Source organism: Neorhizobium fuzhouense, from assembly GCF_042611105.1.
GTDB classification, from domain to species: Bacteria; Pseudomonadota; Alphaproteobacteria; order Rhizobiales; family Rhizobiaceae; genus Neorhizobium; species Neorhizobium galegae_A.
The window spans coordinates 32,859-55,810 of sequence record NZ_JBHFFP010000014.1 but is presented as its reverse complement, the minus strand read 5'-3'; the positions used below and the strand labels follow the sequence as shown (position 1 = coordinate 55,810).

The 22,952-nt window shown below is 63.3% G+C and carries 18 protein-coding genes; 15 read left to right on the top strand and 3 right to left on the bottom strand.

Annotation, left to right across the window (positions count from 1 at the left end; all coding sequences use genetic code 11):
- Positions 1 to 84: 84 nt before the first annotated feature.
- The 7 genes from ACEXP3_RS21365 to ACEXP3_RS21335 all read left to right on the top strand — a co-directional run bounded on the left by ACEXP3_RS21365 (position 85) and on the right by ACEXP3_RS21335 (position 7,674).
- Positions 85 to 1,683 carry an ABC transporter substrate-binding protein gene (locus tag ACEXP3_RS21365; RefSeq protein ID WP_377299177.1) on the top strand — a complete coding sequence of 533 codons (1,599 nt, stop codon included), beginning with the start codon at positions 85 to 87 and terminating at the stop codon, positions 1,681 to 1,683.
- Positions 1,680 to 2,693 carry an ABC transporter permease gene (locus ACEXP3_RS21360; RefSeq protein ID WP_377299175.1) on the top strand — a complete coding sequence of 338 codons (1,014 nt, stop codon included), beginning with the start codon at positions 1,680 to 1,682 and terminating at the stop codon, positions 2,691 to 2,693. Before ACEXP3_RS21365 ends, ACEXP3_RS21360 begins: the two co-directional genes overlap by 4 nt.
- Positions 2,690 to 3,592, top strand: coding sequence for an ABC transporter permease (locus ACEXP3_RS21355; protein WP_210106348.1), 903 nt, complete (start codon positions 2,690 to 2,692; stop codon positions 3,590 to 3,592). Before ACEXP3_RS21360 ends, ACEXP3_RS21355 begins: the two co-directional genes overlap by 4 nt.
- A gap of 4 nt (positions 3,593 to 3,596) precedes the next feature.
- Entirely contained in the window at positions 3,597 to 4,424 is an 828-nt protein-coding gene (locus ACEXP3_RS21350; protein ID WP_210106317.1) for an ABC transporter ATP-binding protein, read from the top strand.
- On the top strand, positions 4,421 to 5,164 hold the full coding sequence (locus ACEXP3_RS21345) for an ABC transporter ATP-binding protein (RefSeq protein WP_377299172.1): 744 nt from the start codon (positions 4,421 to 4,423) through the stop codon (positions 5,162 to 5,164). Before ACEXP3_RS21350 ends, ACEXP3_RS21345 begins: the two co-directional genes overlap by 4 nt.
- A 57-nt stretch (positions 5,165 to 5,221) precedes the next feature.
- Positions 5,222 to 6,727: a serine hydrolase domain-containing protein gene (locus tag ACEXP3_RS21340; protein ID WP_377299170.1), complete on the top strand. Its 1,506-nt coding sequence runs from the start codon at positions 5,222 to 5,224 to the stop codon at positions 6,725 to 6,727.
- Positions 6,728 to 6,789: 62 nt separating this feature from the next.
- Positions 6,790 to 7,674 carry a LysR family transcriptional regulator gene (locus tag ACEXP3_RS21335; protein ID WP_377299168.1) on the top strand — a complete coding sequence of 295 codons (885 nt, stop codon included), beginning with the start codon at positions 6,790 to 6,792 and terminating at the stop codon, positions 7,672 to 7,674.
- 7 nt (positions 7,675 to 7,681) lie between these two features.
- On the opposite strand, the gene ACEXP3_RS21330 is transcribed toward ACEXP3_RS21335, so the two are convergent.
- The 3 genes from ACEXP3_RS21330 to ACEXP3_RS21320 form a co-directional block, all read right to left on the bottom strand.
- Complete coding sequence (locus ACEXP3_RS21330; RefSeq protein WP_377299310.1) at positions 7,682 to 8,560, bottom strand: D-amino-acid transaminase; 879 nt, start codon at positions 8,558 to 8,560, stop codon at positions 7,682 to 7,684.
- Between the two features lie 8 nt (positions 8,561 to 8,568).
- A complete protein-coding gene (locus ACEXP3_RS21325) occupies positions 8,569 to 9,615 on the bottom strand; it encodes a DmpA family aminopeptidase (RefSeq protein WP_377299166.1) in 1,047 nt (348 codons plus the stop codon).
- A gap of 123 nt (positions 9,616 to 9,738) precedes the next feature.
- The gene (locus tag ACEXP3_RS21320) at positions 9,739 to 12,102 is read right to left on the bottom strand and encodes a helix-turn-helix transcriptional regulator (protein ID WP_377299308.1); all 2,364 of its coding nucleotides are present in this window, start codon (positions 12,100 to 12,102) and stop codon (positions 9,739 to 9,741) included.
- A 137-nt stretch (positions 12,103 to 12,239) separates the two neighbouring features.
- On the opposite strand from ACEXP3_RS21320, the gene ACEXP3_RS21315 reads away from it, so the two are divergent.
- The 8 genes from ACEXP3_RS21315 to ACEXP3_RS21280 all read left to right on the top strand — a co-directional run bounded on the left by ACEXP3_RS21315 (position 12,240) and on the right by ACEXP3_RS21280 (position 22,837).
- Positions 12,240 to 13,268: an ABC transporter permease gene (locus ACEXP3_RS21315; protein WP_210106310.1), complete on the top strand. Its 1,029-nt coding sequence runs from the start codon at positions 12,240 to 12,242 to the stop codon at positions 13,266 to 13,268.
- Positions 13,268 to 14,149 carry an ABC transporter permease gene (locus ACEXP3_RS21310; RefSeq protein WP_142880652.1) on the top strand — a complete coding sequence of 294 codons (882 nt, stop codon included), beginning with the start codon at positions 13,268 to 13,270 and terminating at the stop codon, positions 14,147 to 14,149. Before ACEXP3_RS21315 ends, ACEXP3_RS21310 begins: the two co-directional genes overlap by 1 nt.
- A 2-nt stretch (positions 14,150 to 14,151) precedes the next feature.
- Positions 14,152 to 15,798, top strand: coding sequence for a nickel ABC transporter ATP-binding protein NikE (nikE, locus tag ACEXP3_RS21305; protein WP_377299164.1), 1,647 nt, complete (start codon positions 14,152 to 14,154; stop codon positions 15,796 to 15,798).
- A 17-nt stretch (positions 15,799 to 15,815) separates the two neighbouring features.
- Positions 15,816 to 17,372, top strand: a complete 1,557-nt coding sequence (locus ACEXP3_RS21300) for a hydantoinase/oxoprolinase N-terminal domain-containing protein (RefSeq protein ID WP_377299163.1) — start codon at positions 15,816 to 15,818, stop codon at positions 17,370 to 17,372.
- Positions 17,365 to 18,486, top strand: coding sequence for an S-methyl thiohydantoin desulfurase family protein (locus ACEXP3_RS21295; protein WP_142880649.1), 1,122 nt, complete (start codon positions 17,365 to 17,367; stop codon positions 18,484 to 18,486). Before ACEXP3_RS21300 ends, ACEXP3_RS21295 begins: the two co-directional genes overlap by 8 nt.
- 71 nt (positions 18,487 to 18,557) lie before the next feature.
- A complete protein-coding gene (locus ACEXP3_RS21290; RefSeq protein ID WP_377299162.1) occupies positions 18,558 to 20,150 on the top strand; it encodes an ABC transporter substrate-binding protein in 1,593 nt (530 codons plus the stop codon).
- A 78-nt stretch (positions 20,151 to 20,228) separates the two neighbouring features.
- Positions 20,229 to 21,305 (top strand): S-methyl thiohydantoin desulfurase family protein, encoded by a 1,077-nt coding sequence (locus ACEXP3_RS21285; protein ID WP_142880647.1) that lies wholly within the window; start codon positions 20,229 to 20,231, stop codon positions 21,303 to 21,305.
- Complete coding sequence (locus tag ACEXP3_RS21280; protein ID WP_377299161.1) at positions 21,302 to 22,837, top strand: hydantoinase/oxoprolinase N-terminal domain-containing protein; 1,536 nt, start codon at positions 21,302 to 21,304, stop codon at positions 22,835 to 22,837. The genes ACEXP3_RS21285 and ACEXP3_RS21280 overlap by 4 nt, the downstream gene beginning before the upstream one ends.
- Positions 22,838 to 22,952 lie beyond the last annotated feature (115 nt).

The window sequence follows — 22,952 nt, the reverse complement described above, 5'->3', positions numbered from 1 at the left end:
TGATATGAGGCTTGCATCATTTTTCAGCAAAGTCCGGGGAAGTCCGGGATTGCGAACATCTGGTCGTTCAAGGGGAATTTCATAATGGTATCCAGACGCAATTTTCTGATCGGCAGTGCTGCCCTGCCCTTCCTGTCCTATATCGAACTGGCGGACACGGCATTCGCGGCCACGCCCAAGGATATCCTGGTCGTTGCCCAGCAGCTCGACAACATGACGAGCCTTGATCCGCATGAGGGCTTTGAGGCCGTCGGCGGCGAGATGATCAGCAACATGTACCAGAAGCTGGTGCGCGCCAGTAACGACAATCCCGATCAGGTCGTGCCCGTCGTCGCGGCCTCCTGGGAAGCGGATGCCGACAGCAAGGTATTCACCTTCAAGCTCTCCGACCAGAAGTTCTCCTCCGGCGCGGAGGTCACGGCGGAAGATGTTGCCTTCTCGCTGCAGCGCGCCATCAAGATGAACAAGAGCCCGGCGTTCATCATCAACCAGTTCGGCTTCACGGCAGAGAATGTCGAATCTCTGATCGTTGCCAAGGATGCCAAGACCGTCACGCTGACCACGGAAAATCCGACCTCCATCTCCTTCCTGCTGTTCTGCCTGTCGGCCAACATCGGCGCGATCGTCGAAAAGAAGGTGGTGCTGGCGAACGAGGTCAACGGCGACCTCGGCAATGCCTGGCTGCAAAAGAACAGCGCCGGTTCCGGTCCGTTCATGCTGCAGGCGTGGAAGGCGTCCGAAAGCATTTCTCTGCAGCTCAACCCGCATGGTCCCTACAAGGGCAACCTGAAGCGCGTCATCGTCCGCCACGTGGTTGATCCGTCCTCCCAGCTTCTGATGCTGCAGAAGGGTGATGTCGATATCGCGCGCGACCTGACGACCGAACAGTTGAAGGCGGCCCAGAACGACAAGGACATCACGCTCGTTCAAAAGCAGATTGCGTCGCTTGTGCTGATCTCCCTCAATCAGTCGCATCCGAACCTCGCCAAGCCGCAGGTCTGGAAGGCCGTGAAGTGGGCGCTCGATTACGAAGGCATGCAGAAGAATATCGTGCCGCTGAGCCACGTCGTTCACCAGAGCATGGAGCCTCTGGGCTTCCCCGGCACGGTGAAGGATATCCCCTACAAGCGGGATGTAGAAAAGGCCAAGGCCCTGATGGCCGAAGCCGGCCTCGCAGACGGGTTCGACATTGCGCTCGATCATTATGCCGCCCAGCCCTATCCCGACCTTGCGCAGGCCATCCAGGCCAATCTCGGCGAGATCGGCATCCGGGTGAAGCTGCAATCGGCGGAAAACCGCCAGGTTCTCACCAAGATGCGCGGCCGCCAGCATGAGATGGCGCTGTCTGCCTGGGGGACCGATTACTTCGACCCGAATTCGAATGCGGAAGTCTTCTGCATCAACAAGGACAATTCGGAAAACGCCAAGAAGAAGCCCTTCGCATGGCGCTCCTCCTTCAAGGATGACGCGCTGACCGCCAAGGCCGAAGCCGCGCGCGACGAGAAGGATCCGGCCAAGCGCATCGCTCTTTACGAAGAGCTGCAGCGGGAATTCATGGAGAACAGCCCGTTCGCCATCATGTTCCAGACCACCAAGACCGCGGCTTGCCGCACCGGCGTGGAAGGCTTCCGTCTGGGCGTTCTGTCCGAAGGCAATAGCTATCTGGAGACCAAAAAGGCTTGAAGAACCGTCTTAAGTCCTTTTCCGCCATGCTGAGCAGCGTCGTCCTGACGCTGTTCGGCCTCACGGTTCTTACCTTCCTCATCGGCCGGGTCATGCCGGTCGATCCGGTCATTGCCGCCGTCGGCGACAATGCGCCGGAGGATGTCATCCTGCGTGTCCGCGCCGAAATGGGGCTCGACCAGCCCCTTCCGGTGCAGTTCCTGCATTATCTCAGCCAGCTTCTGCACGGCGATTTCGGCATGTCGGTTCTGACAAAGAACGCAGTCGCCACCGATATCGCCCGCTTCTTTCCGGCGACGTTCGAGCTGGCCACCGCAGCCCTGCTGCTGGCCACGCTTGTCGGCATTCCGCTCGGGGTGTGGGCGGCCGTACGGCAAGGCTCGTTCACCGATCAGGCAATCCGCGTCCTGTGCCTGGCAGGTCATTCGGTGCCGGTCTTCATGCTGTCGATGATCTCGCTTCTGATCTTCTATTCGGCCCTTGGCATCGCGCCGGGACCTGGACGTCAGGACATCATCTATGACGGCATGATCCCGACGGTCACCGGCCTGATGTCCGTCGATACCCTGCTTGCGGGCGATCTCGACGCCTTTTGGGATGCCTTGGCGCATATGGCCCAGCCGGTCATCATTCTTGCCTATTTCTCCATGGCCTATATTGCCCGGATGACGCGCGCCTTCATGATTGATGCGCTGAAGGGCGAATATGTCATCACCGCCCGCGCCAAGGGGTTGTCCGGCCTCAAGGTCGTCTGGAGCCATGCGTTTCCGACCGTTGCCGTCCAGCTCATCACCGTTCTGGCGCTCACCTATGCCGGCCTGCTCGAAGGTGCCGTCGTCACGGAAACGGTCTTCTCGTGGCCGGGCATCGGGCAGTATCTGACGACATCGCTGATGAACGCCGACATGAACCCCGTCATCGGCTCGACCCTTCTCGTCGGCCTGATCTATGTCGGGCTCAACCTGTTTGCAGACATTCTCTACCGTCTGCTCGATCCGAGGGTGCAATAATGGCGTCCGCTTTCCGTACCTGGGCGCTGAGCGAAATGCCCTCCTCGCGCCGGCAGGCCACCTGGGGCAACCGCTACCGCGCCTGGCTGAACCTCAAGGGCAATCCGCTCGGCATGATCGGGCTCACCATCATTGCGATCTTCGTGCTGATGGCGATCTTTGCGCCGGTGCTTTCGACCCACAATCCGGCCACGCAGGACCTGGCAAACCGGCTTGCGACACCCGGCGCCGCGCATTGGCTGGGCACGGATGAACTCGGCCGCGATGTCTACAGCCGCATTCTCTACGGCGCTCGTGTCACGCTCGGCATGGTCATCGCCGTCGTTGTGCTCGTCGCCCCGCTCGGTCTCGCCATCGGCTGCATCGCCGGCTATTTCGGCGGCATCATCGACACGATCCTGATGCGCCTTACCGATATCTTTCTGGCCTTTCCCCGCCTCGTTCTGGCGCTCGCCTTCGTCGCGGCATTGAAGCCCGGCATCGAAAGCGCCGTCCTTGCCATCGCGCTCACCGCATGGCCACCTTATGCCCGTATGGCGCGTGCCGAAACACTGACGGTGCGCGGCAGTGACTTTATTGCCGCCTATCGGCTGACCGGTGCATCCTCCTGGCGGATCATCTTCCGCCATATCGCGCCGCTCTGCACGCCGAGCCTGATCGTCCGCGTGACGCTGGACATGAGCTCGATCATCATCACCGCGGCGTCGCTCGGCTTTCTCGGCATGGGCGCGCAGCCGCCCTCGCCGGAATGGGGCGCGATGATTGCCACCGCCAAGCGCTTCATGTTCGAGCAGTGGTGGGTGCCGATGATCCCGGCCATTGCGATCCTGCTCGTGTCACTGGCCTTCAACTTCCTCGGCGACGCACTGCGCGACGTCCTCGATCCGAAGGGGAACTAAGCCGTTGCTCGTCGACATCCAGAACCTCCATATCGGCTTTGAGAGCCGCACCGGCTTCACGCCTGCCGTCAAGGGCGTCTCCTTGACGCTCGGCACGGAAAAGCTCGGCATCGTCGGCGAAAGTGGCTCGGGCAAAAGCCTGACCGCTCGCGCCCTGATGAAGCTTTTGCCGAAGCAGACGCGCATTTCTGCGGACGCCCTGACCTTCGACGGCATCGACATCATGTCCGCCAGCGAAAGAGAGATGCGCCAGATCCGCGGCAAGCGGGCGGGCTTCATCCTGCAGGATCCGAAATATTCGCTCAACCCGGTCAAGACCATCGGCAGCCAGGTGGCGGAAGCCTGGCGCACTCACAAGGGCGGCAGCAAACGACAGGCGGCGGAAGCAGCTGTGATGCTTCTGGAACAGGTGAAGATCCGCGATCCGAAAAAGGTGGCGGCCTCCTACCCGCACCAGGTATCGGGCGGCATGGGCCAGCGCGTCATGATCGCGATGATGCTTGCACCGGATCCGGAACTGCTGATCGCGGACGAGCCCACCAGCGCCCTCGACGCCACCGTTCAGGCAGAAATCCTGCGGCTGATCGAGGAACTGGTGTCGGAACGCGGGATGGGCCTGCTGCTGATCAGCCACGACCTGCCGCTGGTTTCGCATTTCTGCGACCGGGTTGCCGTGATGTATGCCGGGCGCGTGATGGAGGAGGTGAAAGCCTCCGAACTCCTTTCCGCGCAGCATCCCTATACGCGGGGACTGTTGAACTGCATGCCGTCGCTCCTTCATCCGAAGGACCGTCTGCCGGTGCTCACCCGCGACCCGGAGTGGCTGAAATGACCATTGAGATCGAAAACCTCTGCATCAGTTTCGGCGACAGGCAAGTCGTCAAGGGCGTCACTTTTCAGGTCGCCCAGGGCACGAGCTTCGGCATCGTCGGCGAAAGCGGCTCCGGCAAGTCGACTGTGCTGCGCGCCATGGCCGGTCTCAACACCGACTGGTCGGGACGCATCGCATTTTCCGGAGAAGCGGCACCGCTTAAACGGCCGCCGGCGTTTTTCCGCAAGGTGCAGATGGTGTTCCAGGATCCGTACGGCTCGCTGCATCCGCGGCAGACCATTGACCGCATTCTGTCGGAACTGCCGCTCGTCCATGGCATGAAGGACATCGATAGCCGGATTGCCAAGGTCCTGTCCGCGGTCGCCCTGCCGCAATCGGCGCGTTTCCGCTTTCCGCACCAGCTCTCCGGCGGCCAGCGCCAGCGCGTGGCCATTGCCCGCGCCCTGATTGCCGATCCGCAGGTGCTGCTGCTCGACGAACCGACCAGTGCGCTGGACGTTTCCGTGCAGGCGGAAATCCTCAATCTTCTTGCAGATCTGAGGGTTGAGCGGAACCTGACCTATGTGATGGTGAGCCACAATCTCAGCGTCATCGCGCATCTCTGCTCGCATGTCGGCGTCATGATCGATGGCCACATGGTCGAGCAGGTGACGGCACAGGATCTGCGTCTCGGACAGGTAGAGCATCCGCATACACGCGAACTCAGAAGCCTGAGCGTCGAACTCGAAGAACCGGCCTGACCTTTTTAAGGTTCTGGCGGACCCAGGTCCGGTTTTCGAGGATTATTGGAGAAGTGCATGTCGATCACGGCTCATTGGGAAGCGGCGCAAGCCGTTGCACGAAAATTCGCAGCCGGCTGGGGCACTGACCAGCCGGGCGGCGCCGTCATCGGCTTTGATGAAAGCGGCATCCGTTTCACTGAGGCCGGCGGCGTCGAAAGTCTTTCGACCATGGCGCCGTTCAGCGCCGACAGCGTGGTGCGTTACGCCTCCGTCACCAAACATGCCTTCTGCACCATGGTGCTGTCGCATCCGGACGTGATCTCCCTGAATGATACGCTCGGCGCGCATCTTCCGGAGCTTCAGGCCCCCCTGGCGAGCGTTACCGTGGGCCGCGCGCTCGACATGAGCGGCGGGCTTCCCGATACGCGCGAATGCCTGTCGCTGCTGGGGCTTTCCGTCTACACCGAGACGAAGGCCGGCCCCTTGCTGGAGTTCCTCGCCCGCCAGACGCGCCTCAATTACGCGGCCGGTACCGAGGTCTCCTACTCGAACACCGGTTACCGCCTCGTCGAAGCGGCGCTTGAACGGAAAGGGCTGTTCTTTCGCGACTTCATCCGCTCGGCAGGCGGACAGGAAATCGTGCTTGATGCGCCGGATGGGTGGAATGATGCCGTCGCAGGTCTTGTACCGGGATACTGGCATGACGGTGAGAAATGGCAGCTTTCCGCCGCCGGCCTGCATATCTCCGCCTCCGGCAGCATGACGGGCAGTGCAAAGAGCCTTGCCGACTGGCTACGCCTTCTGCTCTCCGACAAGCCCCCGTTCACCGGAATGCTCGATCGCCTGGCGGCGCCGCGTCCGCTGTCGGACGGCAGAGAGAGCGGCTATGGCCTTGGGCTTCGCCGCACACTGCTCGGAGGTCGCGAATTCACCGGCCATGGCGGCTCGCATCCCGGCTACAAGAGCTATTTCCTCATCGATCGCGACAGCAAGAGCGGCTTTATCATCGTGTCGAACCGGGAAGACACCAACGGCAACAAGATCGCCCAGGAGACGATGGCCGCGCTGCTCGACCTTCCCCTGCCCCTCCCCTCGGCGTTGCTGGCGGATGGTCTCTATGTCACGGAGACGGGACCCTTCTGGCTGGAGGTCAAGGGCTCTACCCTGACCTGGCTCGATGCCGATGAGACCGTTTACGAGGATGAAGGCGGCTTCGTTTCGACCTTTTCCGCCTCCTCCCCTCTGCGGCTGGCGATGGAGGGCGAGGCCATTGTCGGCGAGATCGGCCACGCCGCCCGCCGCCTCCTCCCGGCCGTCGATACGGGCGTACCCGCCTCTCTTGATGGTCAATGGCGATCAGAGGAAGGCGCGTGTTTCGACATCGATGGCGCAGACGTGGTGATGGGTGTCGGTCCCGTCCGTCATCGCATGCCACTTGCAGCGCTCGGAGGCGGTCGTTTCCTGTTCACGCTGCGGGACGGTCCCTGGACGAAGCGTGTCTGCCTCCATCTCCTGTCGGACAATCGCCTCGAACTCGTCCTGTCGCGGGCACGCATGATCGAGTATCGCCGCGCTGGCTGATTGCATTTTTCCGCCAATCGGACCAAGGAAAAACGTCCGTCCGTTTTTCCGTGAGGTTTGCTGTGGAAGTCAAATGGCTTGAAGATTTCCTGGCCCTCGCCCAGACGCTGAATTTTTCCAAGGCGGCGGAAGAGCGCCACGTCACACAGTCGGCCTTCAGCCGCCGGATCCGGCAGCTGGAAGCCTGGGTTGGCACCAGCCTCATCGATCGCGCCACCTATCCGTCGCGACTGACCGATGCCGGGGAGCGCTTCGTGCCGATTGCCGAGCAGACCCTTCAGGGTCTTTATCAGGCACGGCGCAATCTCCAGCACGAGGAAGGCGACAACGCCCGCACGATCACCTTCACGGCCCTGCACACGCTGTCGTTCACCTTCTTTCCCGATTGGCTGAACGACCTCAATGCCAAGCTCGGCCCCATCGTTTCGCATATGCGGCCCGATTCCGGCAGCATGGAGGAAAACCTCAATTCTCTGATCGACGGGGATTCTGATTTCCTGCTGACCTATCAGAACCCGCATGTGCCGATGCTGCTCGGCCTGCAGTTCGAACACCATCGGCTGGGCGCAGAAACCATCATCCCGGTCAGCGCCCCGGACGAGAACGGGCAGCCCCGGCACCGCATCGCGCCGGGTTTTGCCCATGTCAGCTATCAGAAGATCTCGTTCTTCGGCCAGTTGATCGCCGGTGCGATGGCCGATCGGCTGCCGGCGGAAAACCGCGTCCACGTCGGCAGCATGTCGGTCGGCCTGAAGGGCATGGTCATGGCCGGTTGGGGGCTTTCCTGGATACCGGAAAGCCTGGTTGCCACCGAGCTTTCCGATGGCCGGCTGGTGAGGGCAGCAGAGCCGGACTGGGATATCGATGTCGAAATCCGGCTTTATCGTTCGCGCGAAAACCGGCGACCGATCGTCAAGCGCACCTGGAACGTGCTGACCTCCGCTTAAGGCCTCATCAAACCGCAGTGCGCCGGGCGTTCTCCATGTAGAGCGTGCGCAAACGCTTGAACATCGGACCGGCCTTGCCGTCGCCGACGGGCTTGCCGTCGATCGAGGTGATCGGCACGATGAAGTTGGAGGCACTGGTCAGGCAGGCTTCCCGCGCCGACATGGCTTCGTCCACCGAGAACGGACGCTCCTCGATCGTCAGGCCCTGCTCGCGGGCAAGATCGAGAACCGCAAGCCGCGTGCAGCCGGGCAGCGTCGCGTGACCATTGCCGCGCGTGACGATCTTGTCGTCATGGGTGATGATATAGGCCGTCGAGGACGCACCTTCCGTCACATAGCCATCCTCGACCATCCACGCCTCGTCGCAACCCTCGGCCTTGGCGATGCGCTTGGCCAGAACCTGCGGCAGGAGACAGACGCTCTTGATGTCGCGGCGCTCCCAGCGCTGGTCCGCAACGATCTTGACCTTCAGGCCCTTTTCGACCGCCGCCACATGTTCCAGCGTCTTGGCCTGGGTGAAGAGAAGAAGTGTCGGCGCAAGGTCTTCCGAATAGAGGAAATTGCGATCCTCGGCGCCGCGCGTGTACTGGAGATAGACGACACCTTCGGTCAGCGCGTTTTCCGCAACGAGCCGCTTTTCGATGGCGACGATCTCGTCGGTCGAAATAGGCAGTGTGCCGCCGATTTCCCGCACGCTGCGCTCCAGACGCGCCATATGCAGCGGACTATCGATCAGCTTGCCATCGAGAACCGCCGTGACCTCGTAGATGCCGTCGCCAAAGAGAAAACCTCGATCGAAGATCGAGATATGCGCTTCGTTTTCGGGCAGGAAGGCACCATTGAGATAAACGATGCGGGGTGTTGCGGCAGGCATGGAAACTCCGATTGAAGGCATTAGAGGCGCTTGAGAGCGTCAAGGGAAATCGCTTGAATGGTCGAGGGCTTGCCGGATGTGGCATTGTAGCCATGGGTGGTCGTTGCCGTCGTCAAGGAGTTGAGGATGGCCTCCTCGCTGGCCTCGATGACGGCTTCGAAAAGAGGGGAGACGACGTCATTGGAGAGAACCGGGTAAGCGGCCAGCGCCTTGCGGCGCTCCGGCGTGCGGCGCACCTCCTCGGCCGTGGAGAAGGCAAGCGCATAATCGCCGGAACCGTTGCTGAGGGCAGCGCCCGTGCGGGCAAGACCGCCGAAACAGCGTTCGGCAAGACGTTTGAGGTTGCGCGCGCAGAGCGGCGCATCGGTTGCGACGACCATGACGATCGAGCCATCCTTGTCATGGCCTTCCGCCTCATAAGTTCGCCCGTCCACGCGCAGCCGGCCACCATAATTCGACTGGACAAGCACGCCGACCGTATAACGGACCCCGGCGACCGAGAGGATGCGCGAACTGGTGCCGATGCCGCCTTTGAGACCGAAGGCAACCGTTCCGGTTCCTGCACCGACGGCCCCCTCCTCCACCGGACCGGTTTTGGAGCAAGACAATGCCTGAAGCATTTCCTCCACGTCCGGCCGCGCTGCACGGATGTCATTGAGCCGCGAGTCGTTGGTCTCGCCGACGACCGCGTTGACGGAGACGACCCGTTCATTCCCCACCTGCCCCAGCGTGTGGCGGTTGATGGCCTCGATCGCACGCCCGACGGCCAGCGTATTGGTCAGCAGGATCGGCGTTTCGATCTCGCCAAGTTCGGCGATTTGCGTTGATCCGGCAAACTTGCCGAAACCGTTGAAAACAGCCAGTGCCGCCGGCACCTTGTCCTGAAACAGATTGCCGGCATGGGGCAGGATGGCGGTGGCACCTGTCCGTGTCCGGTTTCCGTCCACGCAGGTGACATGGCCAACGGCAACGCCCTTCACATCCGTGATGGCGTTCAACGCGCCCGTTTCGTGATGCCCGACGGATAACCCAAGGGAACGCACACGCGCTCGAACTTCGTAACTCATTGAACTCGCTCTGGATCCAAGGTGTCGGCACGCTACTTCAAACAAGGCGCAATCGACATGCTAAAAACGGAATAGTTTGAGACCGGCTTTGCAACGGGCAGCACCGACAGCCTGCTTTGCAGCCTAGCTGATCCAGCCCAGTGCGGTTGCAGCGCTCAAGGCTTCCGAACGGCGGTTGCAGCCCAGTTTGCGATAGAGGTTGCCGAGATGGTATTTCACGGTGACTTCGGAAATGTGCAGCGTTGCGGCAATCTGCTTGTTGGACAATCCAGCCGCCGCCAGTTGCAGCATCTGCGCCTCCCTCTGGGACAGGCCGCCCTTCAGCGCGCGGGCATGCGGCGAGTTCAGCGAAGAGCCGAAGATCGACAGCGAACGCCGGACACTGACGGATTTCTCGATGAAACTCCGGAGCAGCCTGTTCTCCAGAAGCGGCGAGAGGAACAGCCGTTCTTCCGACAAAACCCCGTGGCAGCCGAGGCGATTGGCGCTTTCCAGTGCCGATAGAAGGTGGCTGCGGGCAAGAGCCGTCTCCCGGCGCTGGTGTGCCGCGTAGCTCAGCCAGATTGCCAGCGCCACGCGCTCGCGATGGGTGACCTTCGGATTGGCCATCAGGGCTTCCAGCTGCCGTGCAAGATAAGGCCGGGGCGTGGAAAGATGGACGGCTTCACGAAGCCAGGCCATCACATAGGCAATCTCGTCGCGGCGCGTGAGGCGCGACAGATCGTCCACGGCACTGTCGATCCAGTGCTTGCCCATGGGCATGCGGATGGCAGAGAGTGCGGCGGCCGCTTCGCGCCAGCGCCCGGCATTCTGATAGGCGATGGCGGTGCGGATTTCCATCATGGCATGAAACTGCAGACCGTCCGACAGATGGATCCAGAGGCCGTCCAGAAAGCCCGGGCGCACGCCCATCGGGAAATGGTCGATCAGCGCCTGTGAGGCATAATGCAGGGCGAACTGCATCAGGCTCGGCCAGATCTCGGCGGCGGCGAAATCCTCGAACTCGGCCTGCACAAACTGCAAAAGGGCCCGATGACGTCCCGCCTCGTAATCGATACATGCCTCGGCAAGGCGCAGCATGCGAAATTCCGCGCCCGCCGGATGCGGCACCTGTTCAAGACGCGCGCGGGCGTCCTGCACGGCCTTGCGGGCCAGAAGCACATCGCCTCCCATCAGCCGCAGCACGGTCTGGTGGAGGTGAATGAAGAATTCCAGAAGCGGCTGGCCGCCCATCTTCTTCAGATAGATCAGCGCCCGCGCCGCAGCGGCTTCGGCCTCACGAAAATTGCGGCGGCGGATCTCGAACTCCAGAATTGAATTGTAATAGGACGCCCATTTCCCGTGTTCGCCGGGGGGATAATCCGCCATGAACTCGGCCAGCCGCTCGAAGATGGCATCGTTCGGCGTCAGGTCCTCCGAGATCATCAGGTTAAGGCGGAAGGTGCGCGCGCCAAACGAGAAGCGCGATCCCTTCACCAGCACCTTCATGGGGTCGAGGAAGTCGAGGCCCAGATGTTTCGACAGCAGATGGCGCACGCGATGAAGTTCGCCCTGCTTCATCAGCGCCCGGCAGATGGCAAACAGAATGGTCTCGTTCTCGGCCACCATCTCGTGCGAGAACCGCACGATGGTTTCCTGGAACGCCGCGACGCTGCTGCGATAGATCAGATCGCGGCCCTGCGCCCGTTCCAGAATGGCGGCCGCCTGCACCTCCAGACCATGGTCCAGCAGCAGGTTCATGGCGGCCAGCACCTGCCCGGACTGTTCGAGCGTGGACGCGATATCTTTGAGAGCGGCGGGGCTCACATAGGCCGCAAGGCTCTCCCCGCTTGCCCGCCGCAGGGCCTCGATGAGCACAGGGTAGCGATCCGGTTCAGCAAGGAGACGCGGTGGCAGCAGGGTGGCAGCAATCGCCGGCACCGGCTGGTCGGGTGCCTTCAGCCACAAAGACATGGCCGCCATGTCGCCCGGCGTCAGATGGTCGAACAGCGCCTCCCGGCAATAGTCGACAAGGCTTTCTGCTTGATCCGCGGCACAGGTGGCCAGCCGCAGAAAGGCCGGCCAGCCGGCATAGGTTTCGATCGCGGCCCGCGCGGTGTCGGCTGGCAGTGAAGCGAGATCGCTCTGATGGAAGGAGAGGTCTTCCGCAGAAAGGACAAGGCTGCCGCCATGCAGACGCGTCCGCGCCAGCCCCGTGACCTTCTGCTGCGGCCGGCAGGCGATGACGATCCGCTCGGCGTTGTCGATGACGGCATCGGAAAGCCTGAGCGACCGGGCCTTGCGCGGCAGGTCCCAGAACAGCATGCCGCCCTCGAGATCCGCCTGCTGCGGATGGAGCGCGGTGCAGACGCGTGCCCCGGCATCCTCTGCCATCTGCCGCAGCAGCACGCTCTTTCCCGCGCCCGCCCCCGCCTGGAGAAGGAGGACGCGGTGATTGCTATCGTCCATCAGACGGCGAAGGCGGGGCCTGTCGAGAAGCATGTCCATGGACAGGGGATAGGGCATCTGAAAGGCAAAACCTATACCTTTCGAGCAAAAAACTATACCAGGCCGCGCTTGTTCGTGGGAAGGCGGCAGGAGAAATTGCCGGCGCATGTTTCCTTGCAAGGGGATCTTTCTCGACGATGCGGCATCACCCGTTGACAGCCATTCTGGCCCGGCTCGGCACCTTCCTGCTGGTGATGGTGGTGCTGTCCCTGATGATCTTCACGCTTGCCCGCGTCGTGCCCGGCGATCCGGCCCGCATGGCGCTCGGACCGGCGGCAACGCCGGAACAGGTGCAGGCGCTGCGCCTGCAGATGGGGCTCGATCAGCCTATTGTCGTGCAGTATCTCGCCTATATCACCAAGGCGCTGCACGGCGATCTCGGCACCTCGCTCGTCTCGCAGCGCCCGGTGACGACCGACCTCGCCCAGACGGTACCGGCCACGGTGGAGCTCGTTCTCGTCTCCGTCGTCTTCATGTTTCTCGTCGCCATTCCACTCGGCGTGATCACCGCCCATTACCGCGACCGAGCGCTGGACCATGGGGGTCGCATCCTGTCGCTGACAGGGGTGACGATCCCGAGCTTCCTCTTCGCCATCACCCTGCAATTGCTGGCGGCGCGGGTGCCGGGAGGATGGCCGATCATCGGGCGCCTTGATCATGGGCTTGGCTGGCAGGGCGGCCCGACCGGCTTCCTGATCCTCGACGGCCTTCTTGCCGGGCGGCTCGATGTCGTCGGCAGCGCGCTGCAGCACATCGCGCTGCCCGCCTTTGCGCTGTCGATGGCCGGCATCGGCCAGATCACCCGCATCACCCGCTCCTCGATGATCGAGAACCAGCGCAAGGACCATGTGCTGACACTGCAGAGCTTCGGCGTGCCCGAGCGCGTCATCATCTTCCGCTATCTGCTGAAGCTCTCCTCCATCGCGCCGCTCACCATCATGGGGCTCGAATTCGCCTCGCTGATCGGCAATGCCTTCGTCATCGAGATGATCTTCGCCTGGGGCGGCTTTGCCTCCTACGGCCTCAACGCCATCCTGCAGAAGGATCTCAACGCGGTCACCGCCGTGGTGCTGGTGGCGGGCCTGTTCTTCATCGTCGCGAACCTCGTCGTCGATGTCCTGATTTCCATCATCGATCCGCGCATGCGCCGCAAGGAGGCACTCTGATGGCCGACATCAAGATGTTGGACCCGGCCGACCGCGGCCTCAGCGCCGGTTACATGATGTGGTACCGCTTCAGCCGCAATCCGGCTGCCGTCATCGGCACGCTGATCCTCCTGTCGGTCGTCATTCTCGCGGTCTTTGCGCCCTGGCTCACGCCCTATCCGAAGCATGTCGGCAGCATCGTCGATTTCAAGGCGCGCCATCTGCCGCCGGATGCCGGCCACTGGTTCGGCACCGACAAGGCCGGCCGCGACATCTTCTCGCGCACCGTCTTCGGCCTTCGGGTCTCGCTGCTGCTCGTTCTCGGCGTGCTCGGCATTTCCGTGCCCGTCGGCACCGTGCTCGGCCTGATTGCCGGCTATGTCGGTGGCTGGACGGAGCGGCTGATCAGCGGGCTCACCAATGTAATGCTCGCCATGCCGCCGCTCGTGATGGCGCTTGCCGTCTCGAACCTCCTCGAACCGACGCTGATGAACGCGATGATTGCGATCACGCTCCTCTGGTGGACCTGGCATGCGCGGCTGATCTATTCGGTGTCGAAGTCGATCGCCTCGGAAGACTATATCGAGGCGGCGCGGCTGGCCGGCGCCGGCCCCTTCCACATCCTCTTCCGCGAAATCCTGCCCAATTGCGTCGCCGTCATTTCTGTCAAGACGACGCTCGATGCCGCCTTCGTCATCCTGTTCGGCGCGACGCTGAGCTTCCTCGGCTTCGGCGTGAAGCCGCCGACGCCGGATCTCGGTTCGATGGTGGCGGACGGACGCCAGTTCATGCCGGATTTCTGGTGGGAGGTTCTCTGCCCCGGGGCTGCAGTGCTTTACGTCACTCTCGGCTTCAACCTGCTGGGCGACGGCCTGCGCGACATGTTCGACGTGGAGGGCTGATGATGCGCGACACTCTTCTCAGCGTCGAAAACCTGTCCGTCGACTTCACCTCCTATGGCCGCACGCGCCAGGTGCTGCGCGATGTCAGCTTCTCGGTTGCCGCCGGCGAACGCGTCGCCCTGATCGGCGAGACGGGCTCCGGCAAGTCGGTCACCGCCAAGGCGATCATCGGCACGCTGCCCCGCAATGCGACCATCCGCACCGGCCGGATCCTTGTCGAAGGCCGCAATGTGCTGGACCTGCCGCGCGCCGGGCGCGAGGCGCTGAAGGGCACGGCCTTCTCGCTGATCATGCAGGACCCGCTCTCCTCCTTCAATCCGGTGTTCCGTATCGGCACCCATCTCGATGATGTGATGCGCTTTGCCGACCGCCGCAACGGCATCGCGACGTCGCGTGCAGAACGCCGCAGCCGCATTGCCGCCGTGCTGCGCCGCGTGCAGCTTGGCGATGCCGAGCGGGTGATGAATGCCTATCCGTTCGAGCTCTCGGGCGGCATGCGCCAGCGCGTGCTGATCGGCCTTGCCTTGCTGCACCAGCCGAAACTTCTGATCGCCGACGAACCGGGAACCGCGCTCGACGTCACCACGCAGGACGAGATCCTCAACCTGATCAACAGCCTGGTCAGCGAGGAAAACATGGCGCTGCTGATGATCACCCACAATCTCGGCGTGGTCCGCAAGGTCTCCGACCGCGTGGTGGTGATGCATCACGGCGATATCGTCGAGACCGGCCCGTGCCGGACGATCCTGAGTGAACCGGCGAAGGACTATACCCGCGCGCTGCTCGATGCCGTGCCGGCCCTTTACGGCCCCCGCGTCACCGACATGGCCCAGAGCGACCGCGCGCCGATCGTCCGCATCAGCAACCTCAACAAGATCTATGGCCGCCGCAACGGCTATCACGCCGTGCGTGACGTGAACCTCACCTTGCGTGAAGGCGAGATTTTCGGGCTCGCCGGCGAATCCGGCTCGGGCAAGACGACGGTCGCGCGGATGATCATGGGGCTTCTGCGGCCGACCTCCGGCGAACTGGTGATCGATGCGCCGGCGCCGGCAAAAGGCCGCCGCCTGACCCAGATCGTCTACCAGAACCCCGGCACCTCTCTCAATCCGAAGCGGACCGTGCGCCAGACGCTGACCCTGCCGCTGAAATCGATCGGCCTGCAGGGGGCTGCGCGGGAAGCGCGCCTGGTCGAGTTGATGGGCCTGGTACGCCTGCCGCAATCCTATCTGGCAAAGTATCCGCATGAACTCTCCGGCGGCCAGAAGCAGCGCGTGGCGATTGCCCGCGCGCTGGCGGCCGAGCCAAAAATCCTCATCCTCGACGAACCGACCGCAGCCCTTGACGTCTCGGTGCAGAAGACGGTCATCGAGCTTCTGGTGCAGCTGCGCGAGGAACTGGGGCTCACCTATCTGATGATCAGCCACGACTTGTCGCTGATGCGCAATTTCTGCTCGCGCATCGCCGTCATGCTGCGCGGCGAGATCGTCGAGGAGGGCGCGACGCCGGCGGTGTTTGCCGCTCCCTCCCATCCCTACACCCGGGCGCTGATTGCCGCCATTCCCGTCGTTTCCGATGTGGAAGAGCGCGAAAAGCCCGTCGTAACCGAAGAGGAACGCATGCGCTTCCTCGTCAAATCAACAGACTGACGCAAGAGGAGCCTCACGTGTATCGCGTAGGGATCGACGTCGGCGGCACCAATACGGATGCCGTCATATTGCAGGACAAGACGGTTCTGGCCGGGGTGAAGGCCTCGACCACGGAAGACGTGACGACGGGCGTCATCGAGGCTCTGGAAAACGTGATCGCGGCTTCCGGCATCGACCGCAAGGCGATTGCCGCCGTGATGATCGGCACCACGCATTTCACCAATGCGGTGATCGAGCGCCGGCATATGGATGAAGTCGCCGCCATCCGACTCGGCCTGCCATCCGGCGCCGGCCTGCCGCCGATGGTCGACTGGCCGGACGACATCCGCGAGATCGTCGGCAACCATGGCTATCAGGTGAAGGGCGGCTACGAGTTCGACGGCCGCATCCTCTCGCCGCTCGACGAGGACGAGATCGTCCGCATTGCCGGCGAGATCCGGGCCAAGGGCCTGAAGGCGGCCGCCGTCACCTGCGTCTTCAGCGGCATCAACGATGCCATGGAGCTGCGCACGCGCGAGCTTCTCTACCGTCACTGCCCCGGCGTGCCGGTGGTGATGTCGAAAGATATCGGCCGTCACGGGCTTCTGGCGCGCGAAAGTGCGGCCATCATGAATGCCAGCCTGCTCTCGCTTGCCGACCGCACGGTTGCCGCCTTCCAGAAGGCGCTGGTGCATGCGGGCCTCACCTGCCCCTTCTATATCACCCAGAACGACGGCACGCTGATGGCGGCCGACGTGGTGCGTGCCTTCCCGGTGCTGACCTTCGCCTCCGGCCCGACGAATTCCATGCGCGGTGCGGCCTTCCTCACCGGTTTGAAAGATGCCGTGGTGGTGGATGTCGGCGGCACCACCACCGATGTCGGCTCGCTCTCGCACGGCTTTCCGCGGCAGGCCTCGACCACCGTTGATATCGGCGGCGTGAAGACCAATTTCCGCATGCCGGACGTTTTCTCCATCGGCCTCGGTGGCGGTTCGCTGGTCGTCAACGGCGAGAAGGGAATTTCGATCGGCCCGAAATCCGTCGGCTACCGCGTGCGCCGCGAGGCCTTGTGCTTCGGCGGCTCTACGCTGACGGCAACCGATATCGCCGTTGCGGCGGGCAAGGCGGATGTCGGTGACAAGGCTCTGGTCGACAGCCTCGCCGCTCCCCTGGTCGAGGCGGCCGTCGCCCGCATCAATGCCATGCTGGAAGCCTGTGTGGAGCGCAGCCGCATTTCCTCCACACCGGTACCGGTCATAGCCGTCGGCGGCGGCTCGATCCTGATGCCGGACCGGATAGGCGAGTTGGAGGTCCTGCGACCCGAAAACTTCGCGGTCGCCAATGCGGTGGGTGCTGCGATCGCCCAGATCAGCGGCGAGACGGACCGGGTCTTTTCCCTGATCGACGGCAGGACGCGGGAAGCAGCGCTTGCCGAGGCGGAGGCCGAGGCGCGCGACAAGGCGATCGCCGCCGGCGCCATCCCCGAAACGCTCGAAGTCATCGAGCGGGAGGATACGCCGCTTGCCTACCTGCCGGGCAACGCCACCCGCATTCACGTCAAGGTCGTCGGAGAGATGGGAGCCTATCATGGCTGAGAGCCGCAAACGCAAATATGACGAGGCCGCCCTGCGCACCCTGACGCGCGATGATCTGGAAGCCCTGGAAATCGGCGCCGGCATTTTGGGCACCGGCGGCGGCGGCAATCCCTATCAGGGCAAGCTTCTGGCGCTCGAGGCGCTGAAGGCCGGATACGAGATGAAGATCCTCGCCACCGATGCCATCGAGGCGGATGCGCTGTGCATGTCGATCGGCGGCATCGGCGCACCGGTCGTCGGCGTCGAGCGCATCCGCGAGGGCCGCGAGGGCCTGCGCTGCCTCACAGCCATGGAGGAACTGATCCGCACGCCGGTCGATGCCATCGTCTGCGAGGAGATCGGCGGTGCCAATTCCATGAGCCCGCTGGTGACGGCGGCACTCGGCGGCCTGCCGATCCTCGATTGCGACGGCATGGGCCGCGCCTTCCCGGAAATGCAGATGACCACCTTCTCGATCTACGGCCACAGCTCCACGCCGTCCGTGATGTGCGATCTGCACGGCAATGCGGTGATCTTCAGCCACGCAGTCTCGGAAGTCTGGCATGAGCGCATGGCGCGCGCCTGCGTCGTCGCCCAGGGCGGCGGGGCGATGCTGGCGACGGCGCCCATGCAGGCGCACTTCGTCCACCAGTTCGCCATTCCGCGCAGCTATACCAAGGCGATCGCGCTTGGCGAAGCGGTCATCCGCGCCCGCCGCCAGCAGGAGGATCCGATCGCGGCCGTCTGCGACCTCGAAGGCGGCCGACGCATCTTCAACGGCAAGATCACCGATCTGAAGCGCCATCTGCGCGGCGGCTTTGCGGTCGGCGATCTGGAGCTTGCAGGCTTTGACGGCTGGACCGGCGAAACCGCAAGCGTCGCGATCCAGAACGAATTCCTGATCTTCCGCCGCAATGGCGTGGTCGAAGTGACGGTGCCCGATCTGATCGTGCTGCTCGATGTGGATACCGGCTATCCGATCACCACCGAAATGCTGCGCTACGGCCAGCGCGTCGCGGTGATTGCGATCCCCTGCCACGACCTGCTGCGCTCGGCAGCCGCGCTTGAGGTCGTGGGCCCCTCAGCCTTCGGCTATCCGGACATCGCCTTCTCGCCGCTGCCAAAGGCGGCCTGACCCTTTTCGCGTCCCATCCGCAAACAACAGGCGTGACAGGTCCCGCCGCATAAAAGAGGAGAACTTCCAGCATGAAATCCATGGTTTACAAGCGTCTCGCCGCACTTGCGCTCGGCACGGCGCTTACGCTCTCCGCAGGTCTTCCGGCAGCCTCTGCCGCCGACAAGATCTCGACCGTCGTCAATGTGCAGCAGATCTTCAGCTCGCTCGATCCGGCCAAGGTCACCGACTATACCGGCTATATGGCCGTGGTGAACATGTATGACGGTCTGACCACCGTCAGCCCCTCCGGCGAGATCGTGCCGCATCTGGCAAAGTCCTGGGATGTCTCGGGCGATGGCCTGACCTATACCTTCCAGCTCCGCGACGATGCAAAGTTCCAGGACGGAACGCCGGTCAAGGCCGCCGACATGGTGTGGTCCATCCAGCGCCTGCTCGGCATCAACAAGGGCCCGTCCAACCTCATCACCGGCGTGCTGAAGCCGGAAAACGTCACGGCTCCGGATGAGAAGACGCTTGTTCTGAAGATCGACCGGCAGTTCTCGCCGTTCCTTGCGGCAACGCCGCTGATGATGGCGCTCAACAAGACGCTGATCACCGCCAATGCCAAGCCGGACGACAAGTGGGGCGAGGCCTATGTCGGCGAACATTCCGCCGGCTCCGGCCCCTACAAGCTCGTCAGCTACAACCGCTCCGCCGACATGGTGATCGCCCGCAATGCCGATTACTTCCTCGGCTGGACCAAGGGCACGCCGGTCGACGAGGTCCGCTTCGTGCAGACCAGCGACGATGCCACCGTCAAGGCGCTGGCGGAGAAGGGCGAACTTGGTCTTTCCTCGCACGGCCTCGGCAACGATACCTACGAAGCCATCGGCAAGATGGCGAATTACAAGCTGATCCAGACCCGCACCTCCGGCGGCTTCGTCATCAAGCTGAACACCAAGGTCTATCCGACCGACGACGTGCATGTGCGCCGCGCCATCGCCTATGCCACGGACTACAAGACGATCCAGGAGATCATCTATCCCGGCACCGACATGCAGGGCCCGCTCTCGACCGCCTTCAAGGATGCCCATAACGGCGACATCAAGCCCGGCACCTTCGATCTGGAAAAGGCGAAGGAGGAACTGGCGAAGTCGAAATATGCAGGCCAGAAGATCACGCTGGTGAACAGCTATGTCGCCTCGCTCGCCTTCGAGGCGGAAGTGGCGCTTTTGCTGCAGGCCAATCTGGAGCAGATCGGGATTACGCTCGACATCAAGCCGGAGCCGTGGAACCGTATCGTCGAGCTGTCCTCCAAGCCGGACACGACGCCCGCCTCCACGCAGGTCAACATTTCGCCGACCTATCCCTCGCCGGACTCGATGTTCTACAACCAGTACCACTCCAAGGCCTCCGGCACCTGGATGTCGATGGAATGGCTGCAGAACCCGGAGATCGATGCGCTGATCGACAAGACGCGCGGAACGACCGACGTTGCCGAGCAGAACGCCGTCTACAAGGACCTTCAGGCGAAGATCGCCGACCTGCAGCCCGATGTCTGGGCCGTGGCACCCAACCGGCGCTATGCCGCCAACAAGTGCCTGCAGGGCTACCAGTTCATTCCCATGCAGAGCTGGGACCTGAACTTCGCGAACTTCACCTGGGATTGCAAGGCGAAGTGATCCTTCCCGCATCATGATGACAACCGGCCCCGCCCGCGGGGCCGGCATACCCCCTCCTTGCCCTGCCGAAGGTCGGACATGCTTGAAGAATTCGCAGAAGAACACATCGAACCGCTGGCCATCGGCGCCTGGATTCTCGGCACCGGCGGCGGCGGCGACCCCTATATCTCCACGCTGAACCTCAGGCGGCTCTATGCCGAGGGCGCCCGCGTCGACCTGATGGATCCGATGGCGCTCGACGATGACGACATGGTCGCCGTCGTCTCCAAGATGGGTGCGCCACTGGTCGGCCAGGAACGGCTCGGCGATCCCGTGCATCTGGCCCGCGCCGTCGAGGTGATGGAGGATTATATCGGCAAGCGTTTCCGCGCCATCATGAGCGTAGAGATCGGCGGTTCGAATGCGCTCTCCTCCTTCCTTGCCGCGGCCGTTCTTGATCGTCCCGTCGTCAATGCCGATGCCATGGGCCGCGCCTATCCGGAAGCGCAGATGACCTCGTTTGCGATCGGCAACCTGCCGATGTTCCCGCTCTCGCTGGTCGACGTGCGCGACAACGAGGTGATCGTGACCCGCGCGGCCTCGTGGAAATGGATGGAGCGCATCTCGCGCAAGGTCTGCACCGAAGTCGGCTCGACGGCTGCCACCTGCAAGGCGCCCCGCACCGGCCGCGAGGTGAAGGAATGGGGCATTCACGACACGGTCACCAAGGCCGTCGAACTCGGCAAGGCGGTGCTTGATGCCCGCCGCAGGCATGCCGATCCGGTGGATGCCATTCTTGACCACGAGGGCGGCAAGCAGCTGTTCCGCGGCAAGGTGATCGATGTTGCCCGCGAAACGACCGGTGGCTTCCTGCGCGGCCGCACGATCATCGAGGGGATCGATGGCGATCGAGGATCACGGCTGGAACTTGCCTTCCAGAACGAATGGGCGGTTGCCTTCCGCGACGGCGAACCGGTTGCGATGACGCCGGATCTGCTCTGCCTTCTCGACACCATCTCGGGCAGCGCGATCGGCACGGAATCCGTCCGCTACGGCCAGCGCGTCACCGTGGTGGCGCTGCCGGCGCCGGCCCTTCTCACCACGCCTGCCGGCATTGCCGCCGTCGGCCCCCGCGCCTTCGGCTATGACATTGACTTCAGATCGGTATTTCCATGAAACGCATCGGTATTGACGTTGGCGGCACGAACACGGACGCTGTTCTTGTCGATGGCGAGCGCATTTTGGCCTCCATCAAGGTTCCGACCACCCAGGACGTGCTGTCGGGCGTAAAGGCTGCCCTCTCGCATGTGATCAACGCGCCCGCCGCTGCCGGTATCGCCGTTGATGCGGTGATGATCGGCACCACGCATTTCACCAATGCCGTGGTGGAGCGCGCCCGCCTGGAACGGGTGGCGGCAATCCGCGTGGCGCTGCCGACCGGCCGCTCGCTGCCGCCGATGTGCGACTGGCCGCGCGACCTCTACGACGCTGTCAATCCGATGATCGTCATGGTGCATGGCGGGCACGAATATGACGGCAGCCCGCTGGTGCCGATGAACCCGGATGAAATCCGCGATGCCGCGATGCGCATCCGCGATGCCGGCATCACCTCGATTGCGATCTCCGCCACCTTCTCGCCGCTGACCACCGAATGCGAGGTGCGGGCCGCAGAAATCGTCCGTTCCGTCATTCCGGATGCGAAGATCACGCTCTCCCACACGCTCGGCCGCATCGGCCTTCTGGAGCGGGAAAACGTCGCGATCCTGAACGCCGCGCTGCAATCGCTGGGCAAGACAACGGTGCAGGCCTTTGCCGATGCGCTGTCGGAGATCGGCGTGACCGCCCCCTTCTATCTCACGCAGAACGACGGCACGGTGGCGCTGGCGGATGTCGCGGCGGCCAATCCGGTGCACAGCTTTGCCTCCGGCCCGACCAATTCCATGCGCGGCGCCGCCTTCCTCACCGGGCTCGAAAATGCCATGGTGGTGGATGTCGGCGGCACCACCTCCGATATCGGTTGCCTCATCGGCGGCTTCCCGCGCGAGGCCAACAACATCGTGCATATCGGCGGCGTGCGCACGCTGTTTCGCATGCCGGATCTCTTGCCGATCGCGCTTGGCGGCGGCACCATCATCAACCCGGACACCGGCGCGATCGGCCCGCGCTCCGTCGGCTACCGAATCCTCACCGAAGCAAAAGTGTTCGGCGGCTCGACGCTCACCACTTCCGATATCGCGGTCGCCGCCGGTATTGTCGAGATGGGCGACCGGGACCGGGTAAAGGGGCTCGATCCGGATCTCGTGCGGGCCACGCTCGCAAGGATCAGCGAGATGGTGGCCGACAATTTCGATCGGATGAAGACCTCTGCCGAGGATGTGCCGCTGATTGCCGTCGGCGGCGGCGCCTTCCTGATCCCGGACAAGGTGCCGGGTGCCTCGGAAGTGGTGCGGGTGGAGAATGCCGGTGTCGCCAATGCGCTGGGCGCTGCCATGGCGCAGGTCTCCGGCGAGGTCGACCAGGTGTTTTCCGGCATGAGCCGCGACGCGGCGCTGGCGGCTGCAGAAAGCGCCGCACAGGACGCCGCCATTGCCTCGGGCGCTCTGCGCGGCAGCCTCAAGACGCTGGAAGTGGAGGATATCCCGATCGCCTACCTCCCCGGCGGCGCGCGGCGCGTGCGCGTGCGCGTCATCGGCGATATCGCGTCCTAGGTCGCGGCCTTGTATCCGCTGACAATGATCGGGCCTCTCCCCGGAGGTCCGATCGCCGCCTTGTCGTTGAGGAGACAGAGCGGGCCTTGCTGGAGCAGGTGTGATTTCAGCCTGA